The 22,037-nt window shown below is 39.3% G+C and carries 15 protein-coding genes and 3 tRNA genes; 10 read left to right on the top strand and 8 right to left on the bottom strand.

The window, feature by feature from the left end; genetic code table 11:
* Positions 1-13: 13 nt before the first annotated feature.
* Genes ptrA through OOA_RS13725 form a run of 4 tightly spaced genes read left to right on the top strand, consistent with a single transcriptional unit; the run spans position 14 to position 9,000 of the window.
* The gene (gene ptrA / locus OOA_RS13710) at positions 14-2,911 is read left to right on the top strand and encodes a pitrilysin (protein ID WP_008912755.1); all 2,898 of its coding nucleotides are present in this window, start codon (positions 14-16) and stop codon (positions 2,909-2,911) included.
* Positions 2,908-6,516 (top strand): exodeoxyribonuclease V subunit beta, encoded by a 3,609-nt coding sequence (gene recB / locus OOA_RS13715; protein WP_008912756.1) that lies wholly within the window; start codon positions 2,908-2,910, stop codon positions 6,514-6,516. The genes ptrA and recB overlap by 4 nt, the downstream gene beginning before the upstream one ends.
* A gap of 2 nt (positions 6,517-6,518) precedes the next feature.
* Positions 6,519-8,378: an exodeoxyribonuclease V subunit alpha gene (recD, locus tag OOA_RS13720; RefSeq protein WP_008912757.1), complete on the top strand. Its 1,860-nt coding sequence runs from the start codon at positions 6,519-6,521 to the stop codon at positions 8,376-8,378.
* 52 nt (positions 8,379-8,430) lie between these two features.
* Entirely contained in the window at positions 8,431-9,000 is a 570-nt protein-coding gene (locus OOA_RS13725; RefSeq protein ID WP_008912758.1) for a hypothetical protein, read from the top strand.
* Between the two features lie 133 nt (positions 9,001-9,133).
* Here the strand turns inward: OOA_RS13725 and argA are convergent, their stop codons facing one another.
* A complete protein-coding gene (gene argA, locus OOA_RS13730) occupies positions 9,134-10,477 on the bottom strand; it encodes an amino-acid N-acetyltransferase (protein WP_008912759.1) in 1,344 nt (447 codons plus the stop codon).
* 502 nt (positions 10,478-10,979) lie between these two features.
* On the opposite strand from argA, the gene amiC reads away from it, so the two are divergent.
* A complete protein-coding gene (amiC, locus tag OOA_RS13735) occupies positions 10,980-12,230 on the top strand; it encodes an N-acetylmuramoyl-L-alanine amidase AmiC (RefSeq protein WP_008912760.1) in 1,251 nt (416 codons plus the stop codon).
* Positions 12,231-12,440: 210 nt separating this feature from the next.
* On the opposite strand, the gene OOA_RS13740 is transcribed toward amiC, so the two are convergent.
* From OOA_RS13740 to OOA_RS13750, 3 genes are all read right to left on the bottom strand, one after another.
* Positions 12,441-12,517, bottom strand: a tRNA-Met gene (locus OOA_RS13740).
* A 30-nt stretch (positions 12,518-12,547) separates the two neighbouring features.
* A tRNA-Met gene (locus OOA_RS13745) sits at positions 12,548-12,624 on the bottom strand.
* Between the two features lie 32 nt (positions 12,625-12,656).
* Positions 12,657-12,733: transfer RNA gene (locus OOA_RS13750), tRNA-Met, on the bottom strand.
* Positions 12,734-12,961: 228 nt separating this feature from the next.
* On the opposite strand from OOA_RS13750, the gene mltA reads away from it, so the two are divergent.
* Positions 12,962-14,068 carry a murein transglycosylase A gene (gene mltA / locus OOA_RS13755; protein WP_008912761.1) on the top strand — a complete coding sequence of 369 codons (1,107 nt, stop codon included), beginning with the start codon at positions 12,962-12,964 and terminating at the stop codon, positions 14,066-14,068.
* A 14-nt stretch (positions 14,069-14,082) separates the two neighbouring features.
* On the top strand, positions 14,083-14,901 hold the full coding sequence (gene tcdA / locus OOA_RS13760) for a tRNA cyclic N6-threonylcarbamoyladenosine(37) synthase TcdA (RefSeq protein ID WP_008912762.1): 819 nt from the start codon (positions 14,083-14,085) through the stop codon (positions 14,899-14,901).
* 24 nt (positions 14,902-14,925) lie between these two features.
* Here tcdA and csdE read toward each other — a convergent pair whose 3' ends face one another.
* Positions 14,926-15,387 carry a cysteine desulfurase sulfur acceptor subunit CsdE gene (csdE, locus tag OOA_RS13765; protein ID WP_008912763.1) on the bottom strand — a complete coding sequence of 154 codons (462 nt, stop codon included), beginning with the start codon at positions 15,385-15,387 and terminating at the stop codon, positions 14,926-14,928.
* A 9-nt stretch (positions 15,388-15,396) separates the two neighbouring features.
* Positions 15,397-16,605, bottom strand: coding sequence for a cysteine desulfurase CsdA (csdA, locus tag OOA_RS13770; protein ID WP_008912764.1), 1,209 nt, complete (start codon positions 16,603-16,605; stop codon positions 15,397-15,399).
* Positions 16,606-17,212: 607 nt separating this feature from the next.
* Here csdA and OOA_RS13775 point away from each other — a divergent pair.
* The 3 genes from OOA_RS13775 to rlmM are packed head-to-tail and all read left to right on the top strand — an operon-like array spanning position 17,213 to position 19,666.
* Positions 17,213-18,154 carry a transcriptional regulator GcvA gene (locus OOA_RS13775; RefSeq protein ID WP_008912765.1) on the top strand — a complete coding sequence of 314 codons (942 nt, stop codon included), beginning with the start codon at positions 17,213-17,215 and terminating at the stop codon, positions 18,152-18,154.
* A 41-nt stretch (positions 18,155-18,195) separates the two neighbouring features.
* Positions 18,196-18,576, top strand: coding sequence for a DUF423 domain-containing protein (locus OOA_RS13780; protein ID WP_201764601.1), 381 nt, complete (start codon positions 18,196-18,198; stop codon positions 18,574-18,576).
* Entirely contained in the window at positions 18,569-19,666 is a 1,098-nt protein-coding gene (gene rlmM / locus OOA_RS13785; RefSeq protein WP_008912767.1) for a 23S rRNA (cytidine(2498)-2'-O)-methyltransferase RlmM, read from the top strand. The genes OOA_RS13780 and rlmM overlap by 8 nt, the downstream gene beginning before the upstream one ends.
* A gap of 178 nt (positions 19,667-19,844) precedes the next feature.
* On the opposite strand, the gene xni is transcribed toward rlmM, so the two are convergent.
* Both xni and ppnN read right to left on the bottom strand, forming a co-directional pair.
* Positions 19,845-20,600, bottom strand: a complete 756-nt coding sequence (xni, locus tag OOA_RS13790; protein ID WP_008912768.1) for a flap endonuclease Xni — start codon at positions 20,598-20,600, stop codon at positions 19,845-19,847.
* A gap of 31 nt (positions 20,601-20,631) precedes the next feature.
* The gene (gene ppnN, locus OOA_RS13795) at positions 20,632-21,999 is read right to left on the bottom strand and encodes a nucleotide 5'-monophosphate nucleosidase PpnN (RefSeq protein WP_008912769.1); all 1,368 of its coding nucleotides are present in this window, start codon (positions 21,997-21,999) and stop codon (positions 20,632-20,634) included.
* Positions 22,000-22,037: the final 38 nt, after the last annotated feature.

Here is a 22,037-nt window from a genome sequence, read left to right on the forward strand (position 1 = left end):
AGAGCATTAAAGGATGCTACGTTTATCCAAAAGTCTCGCTCAATTTTTCTTATTGTTAACGTTAATGGTTTGGGGAGCGATCTCTGTTGCTCAGCCTCTTTGGCAAGTTTTGCCAGAAACTATCAATAAGAGTGATCATGATCCAAGAACTTATCAAGCCATTAAATTAAACAATGGAATGACTGTTTTATTGGTTTCAGATCCAAAAGCAACTAAGTCATTGGCTGCGGTATCTATTCCAGTTGGAAGTCTTGAAAATCCAGATAGCCAATTAGGTTTGGCACACTATTTAGAGCATATGGTATTAATGGGTTCCAAAAAATATCCAGAGCCAAGTAGTTTATCTGAGTTTTTGCAAAAGCATGGTGGTAGCCATAATGCTAGCACTGCGGCACATCGCACTGCTTATTATTTGGAAGTCGAAAATAGTGCCTTAGAACAGGCAACAGATAGATTAGCGGATGCATTAGCAAAGCCATTGCTCGACCCAGTTAATGCGGATAGAGAGCGCAATGCTGTCAATGCCGAGCTGACCATGGCGCGTTCTCGCGATGGGATGCGCTTATGGCAAGTTCGTTCTGAAACCTTAAATCCTAAACATCCTAACTCACGCTTTTCCGGTGGGAATCTCGAAACCTTAAAAGATAAACCGAACAGTAAATTACAAACAGAATTAGTTGGTTTTTATAAGCAATACTACTCGGCTAATTTAATGAATGGTGTTCTTTATGGTGATCAATCTATTGAGTCCCTTGCTAAGATTGCATCAGAAACTTTCGGTCGTATTCCTGATTTTAAAGTGAGTTCCCCAACAACAGATATTCCTGCTGTTACGGATAACGAAAAAGGAATAGTGATCCACTATGTTCCTGCTCAGCCACAAAAAGCCATTCAACTTGAGTTTAGTATCAAAAACAATATGGCTGATTTTCGTAGTAAAAGTGATGAATATATTGGTTATCTGATAGGTAATCGCAGTCCAGGCACTCTAGCGGACTGGTTGATATCTCAAGGATTAGCTGAAGGGGTTAATGCTTCAGCAAGCCCAGATACAGACCGTAATTATGGTACTTTTTCTATCTATATCACTCTAACGGATAAAGGATTAGAAGAACGTGATGAAATTATTGCAGCTGTTTTTGCCTATATCGATTTACTGAAAAAAGAAGGCATAAACAAAAGCTATTTTGATGAGATAGCTAATGTACTCAATCTCTCTTTTAGATATGGTTCTATTGTGAGAAATATGAATTACATTGAATGGTTGTCTGACCAAATGATCAATGTTCCGGTCAAGCATGTATTAGATTCCAGCTATATTGCCGATAAATATGATCCGGCGGCAATAAAAGAAAGGCTTTCTGAGTTGACTGCAAAGGATGCAAGAATTTGGTTTATCAGCCCAGAAGAACCTCATAATAAGAAAGCTTACTTTGTTGATGCAGCTTATCAGGTCGATAAAATTACTGACAAGCAATTCGCGAAGTGGAATCAACTTGAATCTAAGCTTAAATTCAAATTACCAGCCTTGAATCCATATATCCCAGATAATTTATCGTTAATTAAAACGGATAAGCCATATCAGCACCCTGAACTCATCTATCAAGAAGGGAACACTCGTGTGCTCTATATGCCAAGCCAATATTTTGCGGATGAGCCTAAAGCAACGATTAATCTGGTATTAAAAACAGAGGAAGGGACTAAAGACGCAAAATCACAGGTTACAGGTGCATTATTGCAATACATTGCATCTTTAAAAATGGATGAATTGCAATACCAAGCATCTGTTGCAGGGATGTCGGTCTCTGTTTCGCAAGGGAGCGGATTACAATTTAGTGCGAGTGGTTATACTCAGCATTTATCTGAACTATTTTTATCTATGACGAAGCTATACCTTAGCTTTGAACCGACAGAAAGAGAGCTAGCGCAGGCTAAATCTTGGTATCAAGAGCAAATTCAGGTCGCTAATAATGCGAAAGCATATGAATTGGCGATGCAGCCACTACGCCGTATTGATACTGTTCCATATTTTGAGCAGGAAGATAGATTGTCAGCACTTAATAGTATTTCCCTGAATGACATTACTGATTATCGTTCCAATGTAGTGCAAAGTGCAGCACTACAAGCAATGGTAATTGGTAATTTGACCGAAACACAAAGCGTTAAAGTAATTCAAGATGCTCGTGATTTACTTAAAAGTAAGGGAACTAACTGGTGGCGTGGCGATATAGTGGTGATTGATAAGCCATACTTAGCTGATTTCCATCGACAAGCGAGTAGTACAGATAACGCTTTGGCTGAAATTTTTATTCCTGAGGGATATAGCCGTATACAAGGAGCTGTCCTATCTGGTTTACTTTCTAATATTATTCAACCTTGGTTTTATGATCAGCTCAGAACTAATGAGCAGCTTGGCTACGCAGTGTTTACTTTTAAAGTAGGCTTAGGTGATCAGTGGGGAGTTGGGTTTTTACTACAAAGTAATGCAAAAACGCCTAATTATCTAAATACTCGATATCAAGAGTTCTATAACACTGCGTTCGACAAACTGAAAAAACTTCCAGTACAAGAGTTTGAGCAGTATAAACAATCGATAATTACTGAAATGAAGCAACCACCACAAACCTTCTATGAGGAAGTGGGGCGTTATTCTTCGGACTTTAGTCGAAATATTTTCACCTTCGATACGCGTGAGAAAGTTTTAGCGTTGTTTTCAGTGACAACTCAACAGCAAGTTATTGAATATTATGAACGTGCTGTAATAAAACGCCAAGGTTTAGCACTAAGTTCACAAATTATTGGTCAAGATGTAGATGCTAAGACAGGATATGCGCCATTAAAAGGCTGGGTGCTTTATCCTAATGCTTCTGAATTCCAAAATATTTTACCTATTAAGGAAGATGCTCAGTGAGTAAGGCGCAGGTGAGTTCCCAATTGTTAGATGCGTTTTCGTTGCCTTTACAAGGGCAGCGGTTAATTGAGGCATCAGCAGGAACGGGTAAAACATATACGATAGGGATTCTCTATCTGCGTTTATTGTTAGGGCTTGGGGGGGGGAGTGCTTTCCCCCGGCCACTTAGTGTAGAAGAAATCCTTGTTGTGACCTTTACTGAGGCTGCAACTAATGAATTACGTGGACGTATTCGTGAGCGTATTCATAAAATGCGTCTAGCCTGTATTCGTGGTGGCGTTGGGTTTGAAAGTGAGCCTGAATATTTAGAATTACTTTCGCAAATTCCAACAAAAGAACAGCAGGAATTTGCAGCAAGTTGGTTGCTAATTGCTGAACGCCAAATGGATGAAGCAGCTATTTATACTATTCATGGCTTTTGCCAGAGAATGTTGGTACATAATGCTTTTGAGTCTGGAGTTTTGTTTGAACAAACGATGATTCAAGATGAATTTCCGATTCAAAAACAAGCATGCGCAGATTTTTGGCGGCGTCATTTTTATCCTCTTGATTACTCAATGACCAAAGTTGTTTTGTCTCAGTGGAACAGCCCTGAAGCTTTGTTGGCGGAAATAAAGCCTTTTTTACAAGGTGACATGCCATATATTGTTAATGAGCAACAGAATAAAGAGTCATTTGAAGAGCGACATCAACGTTTAGTTTCATTGATTAACTTAGTTAAATCTTCATGGTTGGATGGTTGTGCTGAATTTGAAAAATTAATCAGTAGCTCTGATGTTGATAAACGCAGTTATAGTTCACGCTTCTTACCAAATTGGTTAGATAAAATGACTCACTGGGCACAAGAAGAAACTCAAGATTATCAATTGCCAAAAGAAATAGCCCGTTTTGCTCAAACGACATTGCATGAAAAATCAAAGGGTGGTATTGGTCCTGAGCACTTGGTCTTTACTCAAATAGATGAGCTACTTTCTCAGAGGTTGACCATTAAAGACCTTATTATTCCTCTTGCCATAACAGAAGTTAGGCAGGCTATTGCCCATGAAAAGCATAGTAGAGGGGAGATGGGGTTTGATGATTTACTTACTCGCTTAGATAGAGCATTAAAGCACGATGGTGGGCAGTATTTGGCAGATGCAATCAATCAGCGTTTTCCTGTAGTAATGATTGATGAGTTTCAGGATACAGACCCCCAACAATACCGCATATTCCAGCACATATATAACGGCGTTGAGAACAGTGCTGTATTATTTATTGGGGACCCTAAGCAAGCAATTTATGCTTTTCGTGGTGCTGATATTTTCACGTACATTGAAGCTAAAAAACAAGTTAGAGCTCACTATACATTAGAAACGAATCATCGTTCATCAGAACAAATGGTTGAAGCTGTGAACAGTATTTTTAGTCATTGTGATAACCCGTTTATCTTCGATCAAATTCCATTTAATCCAGTTAACTTCGCCTCTAAAAATGCAGGCAAAACACTGTCGCATAACGGGCTGAGTGTAACAGCGCTCACATTTTGGCATATTGATGCTGAAGCTATTTCTGTAGCTGATTACGAACAAAAAATGACATCACAATGTGCCGCGCAAATTAGTGAATGGCTACAAGGTGGATTAAAAGGAAACACTTTTTTTGAGCATAGCGATGGGAAACAAATACCAGTTGAAGCCTCGGATATCACTGTCTTAGTTAGAAGCCGACGAGAAGCAACGTTGATACGTGATGCGCTTAATCAGCTTGGTATTCCATCGGTGTTCCTGTCAAATAGGGAAAGTGTTTTCGCTACTCAAGAAGCGCGAGATCTTTTATGGATACTCCAAGCAGTATTATCACCTGAAAAGGAACGTATCTTACGTAGTGCCTTAGCTGCTGGTATTTTAGGGCTAAATGCTAAAGATATTGATGATCTCAATTATGATGAAAAAGCATGGGAAAAGTTAGTTGATGAATTTACTCGTTATGCCATGATTTGGCATAGGCGAGGCGTACTCCCGATGCTCAGAGTCCTTATGGCAGAACGTCATATTGCAGAAATGTTACTTTCAACCACTGAAGGTGAGCGTCGTTTGATGGATCTCATGCACATTGGTGAACTGCTTCAAGAAATGTCCCTTCAGTTAGAGGGAGAACACTCATTAGTGCGTTGGTTAACACAGCAAATTGCACATCCTGATCATCAATCTAATGCGCAACAAATGCGTTTAGAAAGCGATAAACATCTTGTTCAAATTAGTACTATCCATAAATCAAAAGGGCTTGAATATAAAATAGTATGGCTGCCTTTTGCTAGTAACTTTTTGCCTCAATCGAAAGCGCTATACCATGATCGAGAAGACTATGGTTCTCGCTTAGACCTAGCTGATAGCGAAGAAAATGTAAAGCTCGCTGATGAAGAGCGTTTAGCTGAAGACCTGCGATTACTTTATGTCGCTTTAACTCGAGCAATCTATCATTGTAGTGTTGGTATTGGCCCGATAATTAAAGGCAATCGTAAGAAAAGTGGTGAAACAGACTTACACTTATCAGCTTTAGGTTATTTGATTCAAAAAGGGGAGGCAGGTGATAGCAAGCAGTTAAATGATAGTCTAACAGCGCTCACCAATTCATCGATTAGTGTAGCTAGCATTAATTATACGGAACCTAATCCATTATCTTTAAATCAGTATGATAACGAAGAGCTATCGGCTAGAAATGTAACTCGTTTCTTTGATGATCATTGGCGGGTAACCAGCTATTCAGGACTGAGCTATAACAGCAGCCATAGTGAAAGTGAGCAGGAAATTTCCGCAGAGCAGCTTGCAAATTCACTCGCACCAACAATGGATATTGAAGCAAGTATCGATGTTGCATTCCCCGAAATTGGCGAGCCTATTTTAACACCACATCAATTTCCTAAAGGGGCCGCGCCGGGCACATTTCTACATGAGTTGATGGAAGAAATCGATTTCTCACAAGAAGTCACTATTGAATGGTTGACTGAAAAATTGCAAGACTCAGGCTTTGACTCTAAGTGGGCATCGATGCTTCAAGAGTGGCTAAGAGCTATTGTCGATGCATCACTTGCTGAAGATGGTTTGTGTTTATCAGCATTAGAATCTCAAGATATGCTTGATGAAATGCAATTCTACTTGCCTATCGATAGCTTATTAAGCGCAAAAGCAATTGACCAAGTTACTCATCGATATGATCCCTTGTCAGCGGCTTGCCCTCCACTTCATTTTGAAAAAGTACAAGGTATTTTAAAAGGATTTATAGACTTAACTTTCTTGTGGAAAGGTAAGTTTTATATTCTCGATTATAAGTCTAATTATCTTGGTGATAATGCGAGCTGTTATACACAAGATGCAATGGCTGATGCAATGATTGATCATCGTTATGACCTGCAATATCAATTGTATACATTAGCTCTACATCGTTATCTTAAACAACGATTACCTAGCTATAGCTATGATTTGCATTTTGGTGGTGTTTATTATCTTTTTCTAAGGGGTGTTATTCAGGCTGAATCAAAAAATGGTATTTTTTATTATCGACCTGAGCCAGAATTTATTGATGAATTTGATCAGCTATTTCGTGAAATAGAAGAGAAAGGTGCGTAAGGATGAAAGATCTTTTCAATAAAGCTCTTGAAGAGCGCCTATTTAGCCCACTTGATGTTCAATTTGCTTATAACATCATAGCGGATCAAAACCCGATATTACTTTTGATTACTACTTTGCTAAGCTCAGAGACAATGGCAGGGCACGTTTGTTTGTCATTGCCTGAGTTGAACGAAGAAAAATTATTTTCTGGTCGTCATCCTGAACTTGCAGCAGCGTTTTGGCTGGCAATCGGTGAGCCTGATGCAAAACAAATTTATCAGGCCGTCAAAAACTCATCATCAGTTACACTGGCAGGCGAAGAAAAGCTATCTCCCCTCGTTTTATCGGGGGAGTTTTTATATTTTCAGCGTCTGTGGCAATACGAACAGGATGTTTCTAAATATTTTTCACATACAATATTGCCACAATTTGATGTGAAAGAGATGAAACTAATTCTAGATGAGCTATTTCCAGCGACTGATGGAATTGATTGGCAAAAAATTGCAGCCGCTGTTGCTGTTACTAGCCAAGTTTCCGTTATTTCAGGGGGACCCGGTACAGGGAAAACCACTACAGTTGCACGAATTTTAGCTGTTTTGATAAAGCTCGCCACACAAAGTAAACAAAGTATTAAAATTGAATTAGCGGCGCCAACAGGTAAAGCAGCTGCTCGTTTAACTGAATCTTTAGGTGCTGCACTTAATAGCCTATCTTTGAGTGACGAAGATAGGCACATGTTACCAAATCAAGCTAAAACACTGCATCGTTTACTCGGAGCTCAACCTGAAAGTCAACAGTTTCGTTATCATCGTGAAAATCTGTTAACACTGGATGTTCTTATTATTGATGAGGCTTCAATGGTGGATTTGCCTATGATGGGCAAACTTATTGAAGCTTTACCTGCAAATGTAAAACTGATTTTTTTAGGTGATAAAGATCAACTTGCATCCGTAGAGGCAGGGGCGGTACTTGGGGATATTTGTCAGTTTGCAGACGTTGGCTATAGTGTTAAACGAGCAAAAGAGCTAACACAGCTGACAGGCTATCCACTTAATGATTTTACCTCTGACACAGGCCCGCTGATCAGAAATAGCTTATGTTTATTACGTAAGAGCTATCGTTTCTCTTCTTCTTCAGGTATTGGTCAATTAGCTTTTGCCGTTAATGATGGCAATGCAAGACGTGCGGAAACATTATTAAATAGCTCATTAGATGATGTGCATATTTATTTACAAGAAAATGAAGATGATTATGCTCAAATGCTGATGGCTGCTGCAGGGTTTTATAGAGATTACTTATTAGCCGTGAAAGCCAAAAATTCACCGGCAGAAATTTTATCTAAATTCAATCAATACCGTTTGCTCACGGCTTTAAGGGAAGGCCCATATGGCGTGACAGGATTGAATGATAAATTAGAGAAATTGTTTCATCGGCAGGGACTTATTCATCGTCCTTTTAATCAACTCAATAAACATTATGCAGGCAGACCAATTATGATCAGCCGCAATGATAGCCCACTAGGCCTATTTAATGGGGATATTGGCATTATACTCCCTGATGACGACGATGCACTTAGAGCATATTTTCAGTATCCTGATGGAACTATTAAGGGTATCCAACCGAATCGATTACCTTTGCATGAAACTGCTTATGCAATGACGGTTCATAAGTCCCAAGGTTCGGAGTTTACTCATACCGCATTAGTCTTACCGAAGGTATATTCACCTGTGATTACACGTGAGTTAGTGTATACGGCGATGACAAGAGCAAAAAAAGAGCTTTCTTTGTATTGCAGCATGAAAATTTTACGCCGAGCTATCGAAACGCCAACTAAGCGGCGTAGCGGATTAGCTATGCAGCTAATGAATGTAAACGAATAATTAACTGGTAGCGTGGGCTACTTACTTTGATTTAAATGTAAAAGGTAATGATATGGATAACCAGCAAGAAATGACGGCAATCACCGTAACGCTTAAAGCTCGGCTTGAACCGATAAGACGTGCTGATTTAGAAGATGCATTTGCAGAAGTTATGAGAAGTATGGATAAAAATATCCAAGTAACTGGCGGTGGAACTCTATTATCAGATAATGGTGAAGCTGACGAGTGTGACATTGAATTGGCGGTTGAGGATGCCAATGATGAAAATATTAGCCTGATTATTCAGTTGTTTTCATCCATGCTAGCGCCTAAAGGTTCCCGATTAATCATTCATGGTGAAGATACCGTGATTGAGTTTGGCGAACAAGAAGGTCTAGCTCTTTATTTAAACGGCTCTGATTTGCCTGATGAGGTTTATGAAAATAGCGATATTAGCGACATTTTTGATAAGCTAGATGAAGCAGTTGAAGATATTGGTGCTATTCATGGTGTATGGGAAGGCCCAACAGAAACTGCGTTTTACTTCTATGGAACATCATTTGCAGAAATGTTCGCGTTACTGAAGCCTCTTATCGATAGCATTCCACTTTGCGAAAAATCCCGTGTTGTACAAATAGCTTAATTTTATAAAACCTAGATAATTCAAGGTGTTTTCAGACATATCAGCAAACGTCATGAAATATGAAGTATTCGGAGAATTGTGAATAAAAAAACTAACCTGAATCATTTAAATGATCAGGTTAGTAGAGTGGAAATTATTTATCAGCCTGCATTTTCAAATCAAGCATCAAAATCTTAGAACGACGCTGATAATTATATAATGCTTGTTTTTTCAACGGCAGCATTTCAATTTCCGCTGGCATAAAGCCTCTTTCTTGGAACCAATGTATACTACGTGTTGTGAGAACGAACAGTTTATCTAGCCCCAATTGCTTAGCTTGTAACGCAACTCGGTGTAGAAGTTCTTCTCCTCGGGCAGAACTACGATAATCAGGATGAACTGCAACGCATGCCATTTCCCCAAGCTTTTCATCTGGATATGGATAGAGAGCGGCACAAGCAATGACTAAATTATCCCGTTCAATAATGGTAAATTTATCAATTTCCATCTCAAGTTGCTCTCGGGAGCGCCTAACAAGTATTCCTTGTTGCTCAAGAGGGCGGATTAGCTCTAAAATACCCCCAATATCATTAATATTGGCACGACGGATTTGCTCCGCACTTTCCATAACGATTTGTGTACCAATACCATCACGTGAGAATAGCTCTTGAATTAAAGCGCCGTTTTCTTGGTAACTTAATAAGTGGCTACGACGTACACCACGACGACATGCTTTAGCTGCTCCACGTAAGAAACGAACTGTTCCAGAATAATAATCCCCTTCAGATTCAAGTTCTTGAATTCTATTTTCTGCATCATTAGGGAAAAGCTCAGATAAAATATTACCGTTTTTATCAACCACACCTTGTGAAGAGCAAAAGCCAATTAGCTTTTCTGCTTTCATTTTGACAGCGAGCTGAGTAGCAACTTCTTCTGAGGTTAGATTAAAGCTTTCTCCTGTAACAGAAACGGCTACCGGTCCTATTAATACAATAGAGCCATTATCTAGTTGTTTATTGATTGCATCTTCATCAATGCGGCGGATCCGACCACTGTGGCAATAATCGACGCCATCATCAATACCGAGAGGCTGGGCAATCACAAAGTTACCACTAACCACATTGATATGAGCGCCTTGTAAAGGAGTATTGCTTAAGCTCATTGACAAACGAGCGGTAATATCGAGCAATAAAGCGCCAGAAGCTTGCTTAACATATTCAAGCGTATTCGCATCTGTTACGCGTGTATGTTTATGATAAATCGCTTCATAATGCCGCTCTGTTAAAATATCTTCGATTTGAGGGCGAGCACCATAGACAACGACAATACGTATGCCAAGGCTATGCAGTAGACCTATATCATTGACAATACTTGGAAAGTTTTCATGCGCAATTGCTTCGCCACCAAGCATAATAATAAATGTTTTGCCGCGGTGGGCATTTATATAAGGAACCGAATGGCGAAACTCATCAACCAACTCGGTACTGCGCTCTTTCATAACCACCCTCTTAAATGAATTTTTATTCGCTATTAATGTATTTTTATTCTTTTTGGCGATAAATATCAAGTAAAAGATAAGACTTGTAACATTTTAATTATTGAGGTTTACATATCTCTATATTTAAGAGTGTATTCTTGATGACAATAAGTTAATGATTAGTTAGAGTGCCCCTTTCTAGGGAGGGTGATCTTTAAAGGTTAATTTTTATTTGAATAAAAAACCTTTTAAGCATGGCCAATTATTCATTGTCTAGTGAACTAGATAAGAGCCACCTACACAGCAGAAAATCGTTTTTAATCGAATTCGAAGGGTATTTTTCATTAACGACTTGGTTTTTTTATGATTTTTTTAATCAGCTCAATATTTGATATAATGAAACTAATGTTATTTCAATTAATTAGTACAATGAAAATACGTTGCAAAGTTCAACAGCCCTAGCTACAACTTGGCTTTTATTCTAAAATCACCAGATGTTTCAGTTTTAGGTTCGGAATTATAGATGAGTCACGAAGATCACAATCCATCCAAGCGACGCTTCATTCAAGGGGCGGGTGCTGTTATGTTACTTAGCATCAGCCCGTTTGGTTTTGCTGCGAATACAAACATTGTTGCGGTTCGTATTTGGCCGGCTTCGAGCTATACGCGTGTGACTCTAGAATCAAATGTGCCGCTAAAATATCGCCAATTTGCATTGGATAACCCTGAGCGTATTGTTGTTGATCTCGAGGGAGTACAACTTAATAACGTCTTGAAAAAAATGGGCGCTCAAATTCAATCGCGTGATCCCTACCTAAAATTAGTGAGAGTTGGTCAGTATGACCCGAAAACAGTACGTCTTGTTTTTGAAGTTAAAAATAGGGTCAGCCCACAAATCTTTAAGATGGCTCCAGTCTCTGAATTTAAACATCGTTTAGTGATGGATTTTTATCCTGGTAAAGGGGTAGAAACAACCGATGATCCACTGCTTGCATTATTGGAAGATTATAATAAAGGTGATTTAGAAGAGAATATGCCTGCTCAGGCTAAAAAACCAGGGCAAGCAGGTAAAGATCGCCCTATTATTATTATGATTGATCCTGGCCATGGTGGTGAAGATCCCGGTGCTATTGGGAAATATAAAACACGAGAGAAAGATGTCGTGTTGCAGATTGCGCGTCGTTTAAAAGCTCTGATTGATAAAGATCCTGAAATGCGTGCTCATATGACACGTAATGAAGATGTGTTTATTCCATTGCAAGTTAGGGTTGCTAAAGCACGTAAAATGCAGGCTGATTTATTTGTTTCTATTCACGCTGATGCCTTTACTAATCGCTCTGCACATGGTTCATCCGTTTTTGCTTTATCAACCAAAGGCGCAACGAGTAATACCGCTCGTTACTTAGCTCAGACTCAGAATGAGGCTGACTTAATTGGTGGCGTAAGTAAAAGTGGCGATGTCTATCTTGACCATACAATGCTTGATTTAGTTCAAACGGCTACGATTAATGATAGTTTAAAGTTTGGTGATGAAGTTTTATCGCGTATGGGCAAAGTGAATAGGTTACATAAAAATAAAGTTGATCAGGCAGGCTTTGCGGTTCTTAAGGCACCAGAAATCCCATCTATCTTAGTTGAGACGGCGTTTATTAGTAATTTAGAAGAAGAACGAAAACTTAAAACAGCGAAATTTCAGCAACAGATGGCAGAGTCCATTTTTCAAGGTATCAAAGCATACTTCCGTAATGGTGGTAAGCTTACAATTAGAAATTAATATGTACCCGTCATCCATCAAGTTAGATGGGCATTATGACTGAGCTACCTCATATATATTCCCTCGAAGCTATATATCTTCAATTTTTTACTATATAACAAATAGTTAAATGTTAATGGGCGACAAACTGAAAAGTAAATTGCTTTTTTAGGGGGGGAGGAAATTATAATATTAGGAATGATTTAGAATCATAGGGGAATCATTAAAAACTGGTTGCGGGGGCCGGATTTGAACCGACGACCTTCGGGTTATGAGCCCGACGAGCTACCAAACTGCTCCACCCCGCGACTGAAGAGGCTAAATATTTCAGGTAAAATTGGTTGCGGGAGCCGGATTTGAACCGACGACCTTCGGGTTATGAGCCCGACGAGCTACCAGACTGCTCCATCCCGCGCCTGAAATACTTTTACTACACTAACAAATTATTGGTTGCGGAGGCCGGATTTGAACCGACGACCTTCGGGTTATGAGCCCGACGAGCTACCAAACTGCTCCACCCCGCGTCCGATAGCGGGCACTATACGCGGGATGAGATCTGATGCAAGTTTTTTCGTGTTTTTTTTCAATTTTTAGCATTGATAGAACAAAATATATGCTCTACGTTCGTTTTTTATGCGTTCGTGGATATGTATAGCTGTATTAATTGATTAACTAAATAGTATTACCCGTTTCATTATTAATATGGGTTTGCTATTGTGCGCTTCATATTGGATTGGTGTGGGCGGTATAACATGAAATTATGGCAAAAGTGGTGTGTGGCAGGAACTTTTCTTTCTTTACTTGTCGGTTGTCAGTCACATCCAACAAGCAAAGGGCAGCAGTATAAAGATGGTCGTTTAAATCAAGACCTTCAACAGGTCAATCAATTGAATGTTCAGGGACGCCCAATCAATACACAAGATTTTAATCAGCAAGTTGTTGAAATCAAAAAAGCATCACCACGGTTATTTCAAAACAATAATGATACTTACCACGCGATCGAAAATTGGTTAGTTGCTGGTGGTGATCCTGCAACCTTAGCAAACTTTAATTTAACGGCTTTCCAAATGGAAGGTGCCGATAATTATGGCAACGTTCAATTTACGGGATACTACACACCAGTTATTGAGGCTCGCTATAAACCGCAAGGAGAATTTCGTCATCCACTTTATGGCATGCCGCCAAAAGGAAAAAATCGCTTACCTAGCCGAGCCGCTATCTATAATGGCGCTTTAAGCAAAAATTTAATTTTAGCTTACAGTAATTCAGCGGTTGATAACTTTATGATGGAAGTTCAAGGCAGCGGCTATGTTGATTTTGGTGATGGTAGTCCACTCAATTTCTTTGGCTATGCGGGTAAAAATGGTCATGCTTATAAAAGCATTGGCAAAGTACTTGTCGATCGTGGGGAAGTGCCTCTAGATAAAATGTCACTACAAGCTATTCACGATTGGACAAATAGCCATAGTGAACAAGAAGTTCGTCAATTATTAGAAGAAAATACCTCTTTTGTTTTCTTTAAGCCACAATCGTTTGTTCCTGTTCGAGGAGCGAGTGCTGTGCCATTAATTGCGAAAGCATCTGTTGCATCAGATAAAACATTGATCCCACCAGGAACGGCGTTATTAGCTGAAGTACCTGTTCTTGATAATACGGGTAAATTTACGGGGCGTTATGAAATGCGTATGATGGTTGCCTTGGATGTTGGTGGTGCGATTAAAGGCCATCATTTCGATATTTATCATGGAACGGGTCATGAAGCAGGTAAAATGGCCGGTTTTTATAATCATTACGGGAGAGTGTGGGTGTTGAAAAAGAGCCAGACACTGTTCGGTACAAGTAGTAATCGTTTTAACTAAGGTCGTTGGCTATTATGCAAACTAAGCTTTCTGATGCTTGGATACAGCGCTTTGCTGGAATAGGACGTCTCTATGGGCAGCATGCGCTGTCTCTTTTTGCTCGTTCTCATCTTTGTGTCATCGGTATTGGCGGCGTTGGTGTTTGGGCTGCTGAAGCATTAGCACGAACAGGTATTGGATATATCACCCTTATTGATATGGATGATATATGTACCACCAATACTAATCGTCAGTTACATGCACTTAAGTCTACGGTTGGGCAACCAAAGGTAGAGGTAATGAAAGCACGTATTCTGGAAATTAATCCGGAATGTGTTGTTAATGTTGTGGATGACTTTGTGACTGTCGACAATGTTTCTGAGTTGCTTAGTGCTGGTTTTGACTATGTTATTGATGCGATTGATAGCGTGAGACCTAAAGCGGCCTTACTTGCTTATTGCCGCCGCTATAAAATTCCGGTGGTGACAACCGGTGGTGCTGGTGGACAGATTGATCCGACACAAATTCAGGTTGTTGATCTCGCTAAAACAGTACAAGACCCTTTAGCTGCTAAACTTCGTGAACGCCTAAAATCTGATTTTAATGTGACTAAAAATAGTAAAGGCAAGTTGGGAATTGATTGCGTATTTTCAACAGAGCAATTGGTGTATCCACAAAGTGATGGTTCTGTTTGTGCAGCAAAAAGTACGGCAGATGGTTCTAAAAGAATGGATTGTGCCTCAGGTTTTGGTGCTGCAACTATGGTGACGGCAAGTTTTGGTTTTATTGCTGTTTCTCATGCGCTGAAGAAAATGGTTGCTAAAGCTGAACGGGAACGTTCGCAGAAAAACTGAGGCTATTTAATAGCCTCAAAAAAATTATTCAGCGGGAGTCATTTCATTAGCAATGTTCTGGATAGTCACAATTAATGCGGCTATCCCATTTTGCCGTGATTCACTCAGTTGACTTGAAAGGCCAGTTTTATTCAAAATATCTTTAAAATCGATAGAAACGATTTCTTGGCTATTTTTTTGTTCGATAGAAGCTAATAAAATCGCAAATAAACCTTTAACGACTCGACCTTCACTATCTCCATAAAAATGAAATGTTTGGTCATCATTTAGCCTAGCGCCAATCCACACGCGGTTTTCACATCCTTTTACTTCCTGAGTCTCTTGTATTTCATCTTCAGTCAATGTTGGTAACTGGCGAGCTAGCTGGATGAGTGTTCGATATTTATCTTCCCACGCTTTTTGTGCTGAAAGTTGGTCTATTATCTCCTCAATTTTCAACTCTGTACCAAAAGGGTGTGGAGCAAATTTAGGTGTAATTGAAGTCATTAGGCTTCCTTATTCATCATTCAGTATCGAAAGTGCAAACTTTACTGCATTAGTAAATTTATCAATGTCTTGCATAGTATTATAGGGCATGACAGAAATTCGTAAACAGCCTCTAATATTAATGGCATCCATTAATGGTTGTGCACAATGTTGGCCATAGCGTAATGCAATTTTTTGTTCAGTCAATAAGAGACCTAAATCGCTATGATGTATGCCACTAAAATTAAAAGTTAATAACGATGAGTCAGGTTGGCTATAGCAAATAAATCCTTTAAGCTGACTGAGTTGCCTATGAGCATAATCGATTAATGAGCAACAGTAGGCTTCGGACGCGTGCAGATCGATTTGGGATAACCAATCTAGAGTTGCAGAAAAGGCGATAACTCCGGCTATATTAGGTGTGCCAGCTTCAAAGCAGTGTGGTATAGGCGCTGGTGTAAAATGCTCAAAGCTAACGTCTGTTAGCATTTTTCCACCGCCATGCCATGGTGACATATTTGCGAGTAATTCCGGTTTACCATAGCAAGTCCCAAGGCCTGTTGGGCCATAAAGCTTATGGGCAGAAAATGCATAAAAATCAATGTCCATTGCACGGACATCAATAGGGTGATGAACAACACCTTGTGCGCCATCAACAACAACAAGTGCTCCTGTTGTATGAGCTAACTGGGTAATGGTGGCAATACTTGGTTGAAAGCCAGTAACATTTGACATTTGAGTGATAGCAATGACCTTACTTCGCTCATTCAGTAGTGATTTTAGGGTATCAATGTCCAGTATATGTTTATTATTTATAGGCCATTTAATTATTTTAGCGCCAGTTTGCTGAGCGAGAATTATCCAAGGTAATAAATTAGAGTGATGCTCTAATTCACTCACAATGATTTCATCATTAGGTTTTAATTGGCTTCTAAAATAGCTCTGAGCGATTAGATTAATGGACTCTGTTGTTCCTCGTGTCCAAATAATGGTATTTTCACTCTCTGCATTAATCAATTTTGCAGCACGTTTTCGCCCTTGCTCATAATTTTCAGTGATCTTTAGTGATTCAAGGGATTGCCCTCGATAAACTGAGCTACCTGACAGTCGATAATAATCATTTGAAGCTTGCGACATCGATGACGGTTTTAACGCAGTTGCGGCACTATCGAGAAAAATTATCTCTGAACTGATAGCAGGAAATTGCTCTCGAAATTGTTTTGCAGAAAATTGATGCATTATATGTATTCTTTATTTAAATATTAGGGGTTTCATTTGTAATGAGGGTGATAAATGATATTATCATTTCCCAGTTGAAAGATTTTGTTACATTTGATTTTTTATAATTATACTAAAGCTTGAAAATGCATGGGAATGATTATGTGTTTTGCCACACAATGCAATCATTTTTGTTTAACTTTATAAGCGATTAGTTTTATAACTTATTCAAATTTAATCTTTATCCCCAATATTTAGCTGAGTGTATTTTTTGTAAATTAGGTTAGATTCAATTGCTTTTGATGATGTGGCAAACGTTTTTTTGATAAAAAAAAGCACCGCGCTTAGGGCGGTGCATATAAAAAATCACTATGGACAGACAGGGTAAATGTACAGGAAGTGACAACAGTAGCTAACGCTACAAAGTCTGGTATTTCCAGACAACTTGCAAACACAACATCACAACCACAAAGCCAAAAGTATCAAAGTAACTAAACTCCTCAACTTTTCGTTCCGGCTTAGGAAGTACGTATACTATAGGTATTTACTGGCGTATCCTCAAGGGACAATTTATAATGCTTCGGATGAAAAAAACTAATACATATAACCATGTCGAGTAGAAGTGATTATGTCTAAAAGATTACCGCCACTTAATGCACTAAGGGTATTTGATGCGGCCGCTCGTCATTTAAGTTTTACTAAAGCGGCAGAAGAATTATTTGTCACTCAAGCTGCTGTTAGTCACCAAATGAAAAGCTTGGAAGATTTTCTTGGATTAAAATTATTTCGCCGTCGAAATCGCTCCCTTTTATTAACAGAAGAAGGGCAAAGTTATTACCTCGATATTAAAGAAATATTCTCTTCAATTAATGAAGCGACAAGGAAATTACAAGCGCGCAGTGCTAAAGGGGCATTAACTGTTAGTCTATCCCCTAGTTTTGCTATTCAATGGCTGGTACCGCGTCTTTCTAGCTTTAATCAAGCCTATCCAGGAATTGATGTACGGATTCAAGCGGTTGATAGGGAAGAAGATAAGCTTGCCGATGATGTTGATGTTGCAATCTTTTATGGGAGAGGTAACTGGCCTGCTTTAAGGACAGATAGATTGTACGCAGAATATTTAATGCCTGTATGTTCACCTGCATTCTTAACGGGAGCACATCCGTTAAAGCAACCAGAAGATTTAGTTAATCATACTTTATTACATGATTCATCTCGCAGGGATTGGCAAGCATATATTCGCCAATTAGAATTACACAATGTTGTCAATGTACAACAAGGTCCTATTTTTAGTCATAGTGCTATGGTGATACAGGCTGCTGTACATGGCCAAGGAGTTGCATTAACCAATAATGTCATGGCTAAAAATGAAATAGATGCAGGTCGATTAGTGTGCCCATTTAGTGAGGTACTCATCAGTAAGAATGCGTTTTACCTTGTTTGCCAAGAAAACCAAGCAGATTTAGGTAAAATAGCTGCTTTTCGCCAATGGATCCTTGCTCAAGCGGCAAGTGAGCAAGAAAAGTTGGGCTTTATTACGGGTGACCAAGATGTTGCCCCTACTCAGTAATCATAGTTAAATAAAAAGGTGTTACTGTGAATAGTCGTTTAATGTTAATTTTTGCAGGTATTAGTGGCTTTTTTACTGTGGCCTTTGGTGCTATTGGTACCCATGCACTCTCATCAATTATGAGCGCTCATCAGATGGAGTGGATTCAAATTGGTTTACGTTATCAAATGCTACATACAATAGCTTTAATGGTACTCGGCGCTATTTTATTGCGTAAAGTAGTCCTATGGTTTTATTGGTGTGGTGTTTTTTTTGCTGTAGGCATACTTCTTTTTAGTGGTAGCCTTTATTGTATGGCCTTATTACAGGTAAAATACTTTTCCTATTTTACGCCAATAGGGGGAGTATGTTTTCTTATTGGCTGGCTGTTGGTCGTTATCGGCGCTATGCGTCTAAGGAAACCGGCGTTACGCCATGAGTAATAAAATTGCATTATATTGTCGCCAAGGCTTTGAAAAAGAGTGTGCGGCAGAAATTACTGATAAAGCAAGCCAAAAAGAGATTTTTGGTTTTGCTCGTGTAAAAGAAAATAGTGGTTACGTTATTTTTGAATGCTATCAAGCTGAAGATGCGGATAGGCTTGCACGCGAAATTTCTTTTCGTGAGTTAATTTTTGCACGTCAGATGATTGTAGTTGGTGATTTATTGAAAGATTTACCACCAGAAGATCGTATTACACCTATTATTAAAGTGCTTAGTCAACAGGTAGATAGGGCAGGGGATATTCGTGTTGAAGTTGCTGATACGAATGAAAGCAAAGAGCTAATGAAATTTTGCCGTAAATTTACGGTGCCTTTGCGTAATGCGCTGAGAAAAGAAAGAATCTTACTTGATAAAGAAAATTTTAAACGTCCTATCGTGCATGTTTTCTTTATTGCGTCAGGTTGCTGCTATACAGGTTACTCATACAGCAACAATAATTCTCCTTTTTATATGGGAATTCCACGTCTTAAATTACCATCAGATGCACCTAGTCGTTCAACATTGAAGCTAGAGGAAGCATTTCATGTATTTATACCATATGACGAATGGGAAGAACGATTAGCGAGCGGAATGAATGCTGTTGATTTAGGCGCTTGTCCCGGTGGTTGGACATATCAATTAGTTCAACGTAGCATGATGGTACATGCTGTTGATAATGGCCCTATTGCCGAAAGTTTGATGCAAACAGGGCAGGTAAGGCACCATCGTGCGGATGGTTTTAAGTTCAAACCAACCTCGAATAATATCACTTGGTTGGTGTGTGATATGGTTGAGAAACCGGCGAAAGTGGCAGCGTTAATGACTGATTGGTTATTACAAGGCTGGTGTCGTGAGGCTATTTTCAACTTAAAACTACCGATGAAAAAACGCTATGAGGAAGTGTCTCATATCCTCAATAAGATGCAGACTCAATTAAAAGAGCAGGGCATTAACGTGCGTATCCAAGCAAAACAGCTATATCATGACCGTGAAGAAATTACAGTTCATGTACAACGGATGTGGTGGGCTACTGTACCAGCACGTGATTAGTCGTTAGTTGGTTTTATTGCCCAAAAATATTCGTGGTGTTTGAAGTCATGGGTTGACTAATCCTCTCTGGATAGTTTTTTCTAACATGTGATTCGATATGTTTTTAGCATAGATAAAATTAGAACTGCTCCCCAAAAGTTGGTTACCAACTAATTAAGGCGCAGTTTTTTATTGGATTTTATTTTGCTTGATAGCGTAGCTGATTTAAATTTCCCTGTAGTTCAATATCGGTTCTTAGCGTTGCAATATCACGGCAAATTTTGGCAATTTCAAATTGATTGTTAAGCTTTTTTTGCCATTTATCTTCAATATTGTCTAAATTTGCAAATAAATTCTCTATCGATTGAAAGCGTTGTAAGAGTTGAGTGGCACTTTTCGCTCCAATTCCAGCAACACCGGGTACTTTGCTACTACTAATTCCGGCGAGTCCCCAATAATCAGGTAATTGATGCGGTTTAACACCGAATTCATTTTCGATAAAAGGGGCATCTAGCCAGCGTTTTTGAAAATAATCACGAATGCGTATAGAAGGGGATAATAGTTGGCAATACCCTTTATCTGTTGAAACGATCGTCACCATTTGCCCAGCATCGGCAATTTTTTTTGCTAAGGTTGCCGCTAAATCGTCAGCTTCGTCCCCCGAAGATTGCCAACAATGAATACCTTTTACTTTAAATTGGGTTATCAATGTAGGAAGCTCAGACTGCAAATTTTCAGGCATTGGCTGACGTCCAGCTTTATAGTCAGGAAGCTTTTCATGGCGCCAACTATTGTGTCTGCCTTCTTCATCAAATACCGCAACAATATGGGTTGGTGAAGTATGGTTAATCAGCTGTAATACAGCTGATATACACCCTCCGCTACAAGGGCTACCTTGTACGGCATGTATGCGACGAATTAAATTAAGTGCATCTATAATAAGTAAATGGATCATAAAATTTATGCCATCCTTGGCCTCTATCTCTCTATTTAACTATTTCGTAGCAAGGCTCATAGGCTGTTCCACCCGGAAGCTTCATTCGATGTTGGCTGACAAATCCACGTAATAAGATATCCATGCGTTGCATGATCTCGTTATCTCCATGAATTTTAAATGGTCCATGTTTCTCAATTGCTTTCATGCCAACTTCTTTTACGTTACCAGCAACGATACCGGAAAATGCTCGGCGCAGATCTGAAGCTAATTTTTCCGGTGACTGACCAGGATACAAATTGAGTGATGCCATATTTTCATGAGTCGGTTCGAAAGGATGTTGCAGTTCATGACTGATTTTAATCGACCAATTGAAGCTATAAGCATCGCCAGTACTACGGCGATTATCTTTCACCAGAGGCATGTTTTTCTTCATGACACGAGCGACTTCTTGTGGATCATCAATAATGATTTGGTAATGTTTACTGGCTTCGTCTCCGAGCGTATGACGAATAAAGTCATCAAGCACAGAGAAGTATTCAGCACTCTCTTTCGGGCCAGTTAAGATAAGAGGAAGCACTTGTTCACTATTTTCAGGATCCATTAAGATTCCTAATAAATAGAGTAATTCTTCAGCTGTACCAACACCGCCAGGGAAAATGATAATACCATGGGCTAATCGTACAAACGCTTCAAGACGTTTCTCGATATCTGGCATGATGATCAGCTCATTAACCAGTGGGTTTGGTGGTTCAGCGGCAATGATTGAAGGTTCAGTTAAGCCGATGAAACGGCTATTTCTATAGCGTTGTTGAGCATGCCCAACAGCAGCGCCTTTCATCGGTGCTTCCATTGCACCGGGACCACAACCCGTGCAGATATTTAGCTCTCTTAAACCAAGCTCATTACCGACCTTGCGCCCATAGAGATATTCCGTTTCATTGATAGAGTGACCACCCCAGCAAACAATCATGCTTGGGTCTTCATCAAGATGAAGTGCTCGTGCGTTGCGCAATATAGAGAAAATAACATTGGTAAGGTGCGCACTATTTCCCAGATCTAAATGTAGTTTTTGTTCTGCATTCATGATTTGAGCGTGAACAAATAAGATATCACGCAGTACAGCAAAGAGATTTGCTTGTATCGAACGAATAATTTTACCGTCAACAAAAGCATCTTGAGGTGGGTTGATAAGTTCTAATTTTACACCTCGTTCACGGCGTAATACATTGATATCAAAGTCGGTATACTTATCTAATAAATCTTTACTATTATCCGTTAAGCTACCTGAATTTAATACTGCTAATGAGCAGTTTCTGAACAGCCTATACAAATGACTGCTTGCGGTACGCTTTAACATATCAACTTCAAGTTGAGACAATAGATCCATGGATCCTAGTGGACTGATATGAATAATCAAGTAACACTCCTTTTATCCCAAAGGGATCTTGATATAAA

Source organism: Providencia burhodogranariea DSM 19968 (assembly GCF_000314855.2).
In the GTDB taxonomy this organism is placed as follows: Bacteria; Pseudomonadota; Gammaproteobacteria; order Enterobacterales; family Enterobacteriaceae; genus Providencia; species Providencia burhodogranariea.

Excerpts from the sequence above, each read along its gene's own strand:
- ptrA (WP_008912755.1), top strand. The coding sequence starts at position 14 with ATGCTACGTTTATCCAAAAGTCTCGCTCAATTTTTCTTATTGTTAACG.
- recD (WP_008912757.1), top strand. The coding sequence starts at position 6,519 with ATGAAAGATCTTTTCAATAAAGCTCTTGAAGAGCGCCTATTTAGCCCA.
- OOA_RS13725 (WP_008912758.1), top strand. The coding sequence starts at position 8,431 with ATGGATAACCAGCAAGAAATGACGGCAATCACCGTAACGCTTAAAGCT.
- argA (WP_008912759.1), bottom strand. The coding sequence starts at position 10,477 with ATGAAAGAGCGCAGTACCGAGTTGGTTGATGAGTTTCGCCATTCGGTT.
- amiC (WP_008912760.1), top strand. The coding sequence starts at position 10,980 with ATGAGTCACGAAGATCACAATCCATCCAAGCGACGCTTCATTCAAGGG.
- mltA (WP_008912761.1), top strand. The coding sequence starts at position 12,962 with ATGAAATTATGGCAAAAGTGGTGTGTGGCAGGAACTTTTCTTTCTTTA.
- tcdA (WP_008912762.1), top strand. The coding sequence starts at position 14,083 with ATGCAAACTAAGCTTTCTGATGCTTGGATACAGCGCTTTGCTGGAATA.
- csdE (WP_008912763.1), bottom strand. The coding sequence starts at position 15,387 with ATGACTTCAATTACACCTAAATTTGCTCCACACCCTTTTGGTACAGAG.
- csdA (WP_008912764.1), bottom strand. The coding sequence starts at position 16,605 with ATGCATCAATTTTCTGCAAAACAATTTCGAGAGCAATTTCCTGCTATC.
- OOA_RS13775 (WP_008912765.1), top strand. The coding sequence starts at position 17,213 with ATGTCTAAAAGATTACCGCCACTTAATGCACTAAGGGTATTTGATGCG.
- OOA_RS13780 (WP_201764601.1), top strand. The coding sequence starts at position 18,196 with ATGTTAATTTTTGCAGGTATTAGTGGCTTTTTTACTGTGGCCTTTGGT.
- rlmM (WP_008912767.1), top strand. The coding sequence starts at position 18,569 with ATGAGTAATAAAATTGCATTATATTGTCGCCAAGGCTTTGAAAAAGAG.
- xni (WP_008912768.1), bottom strand. The coding sequence starts at position 20,600 with ATGATCCATTTACTTATTATAGATGCACTTAATTTAATTCGTCGCATA.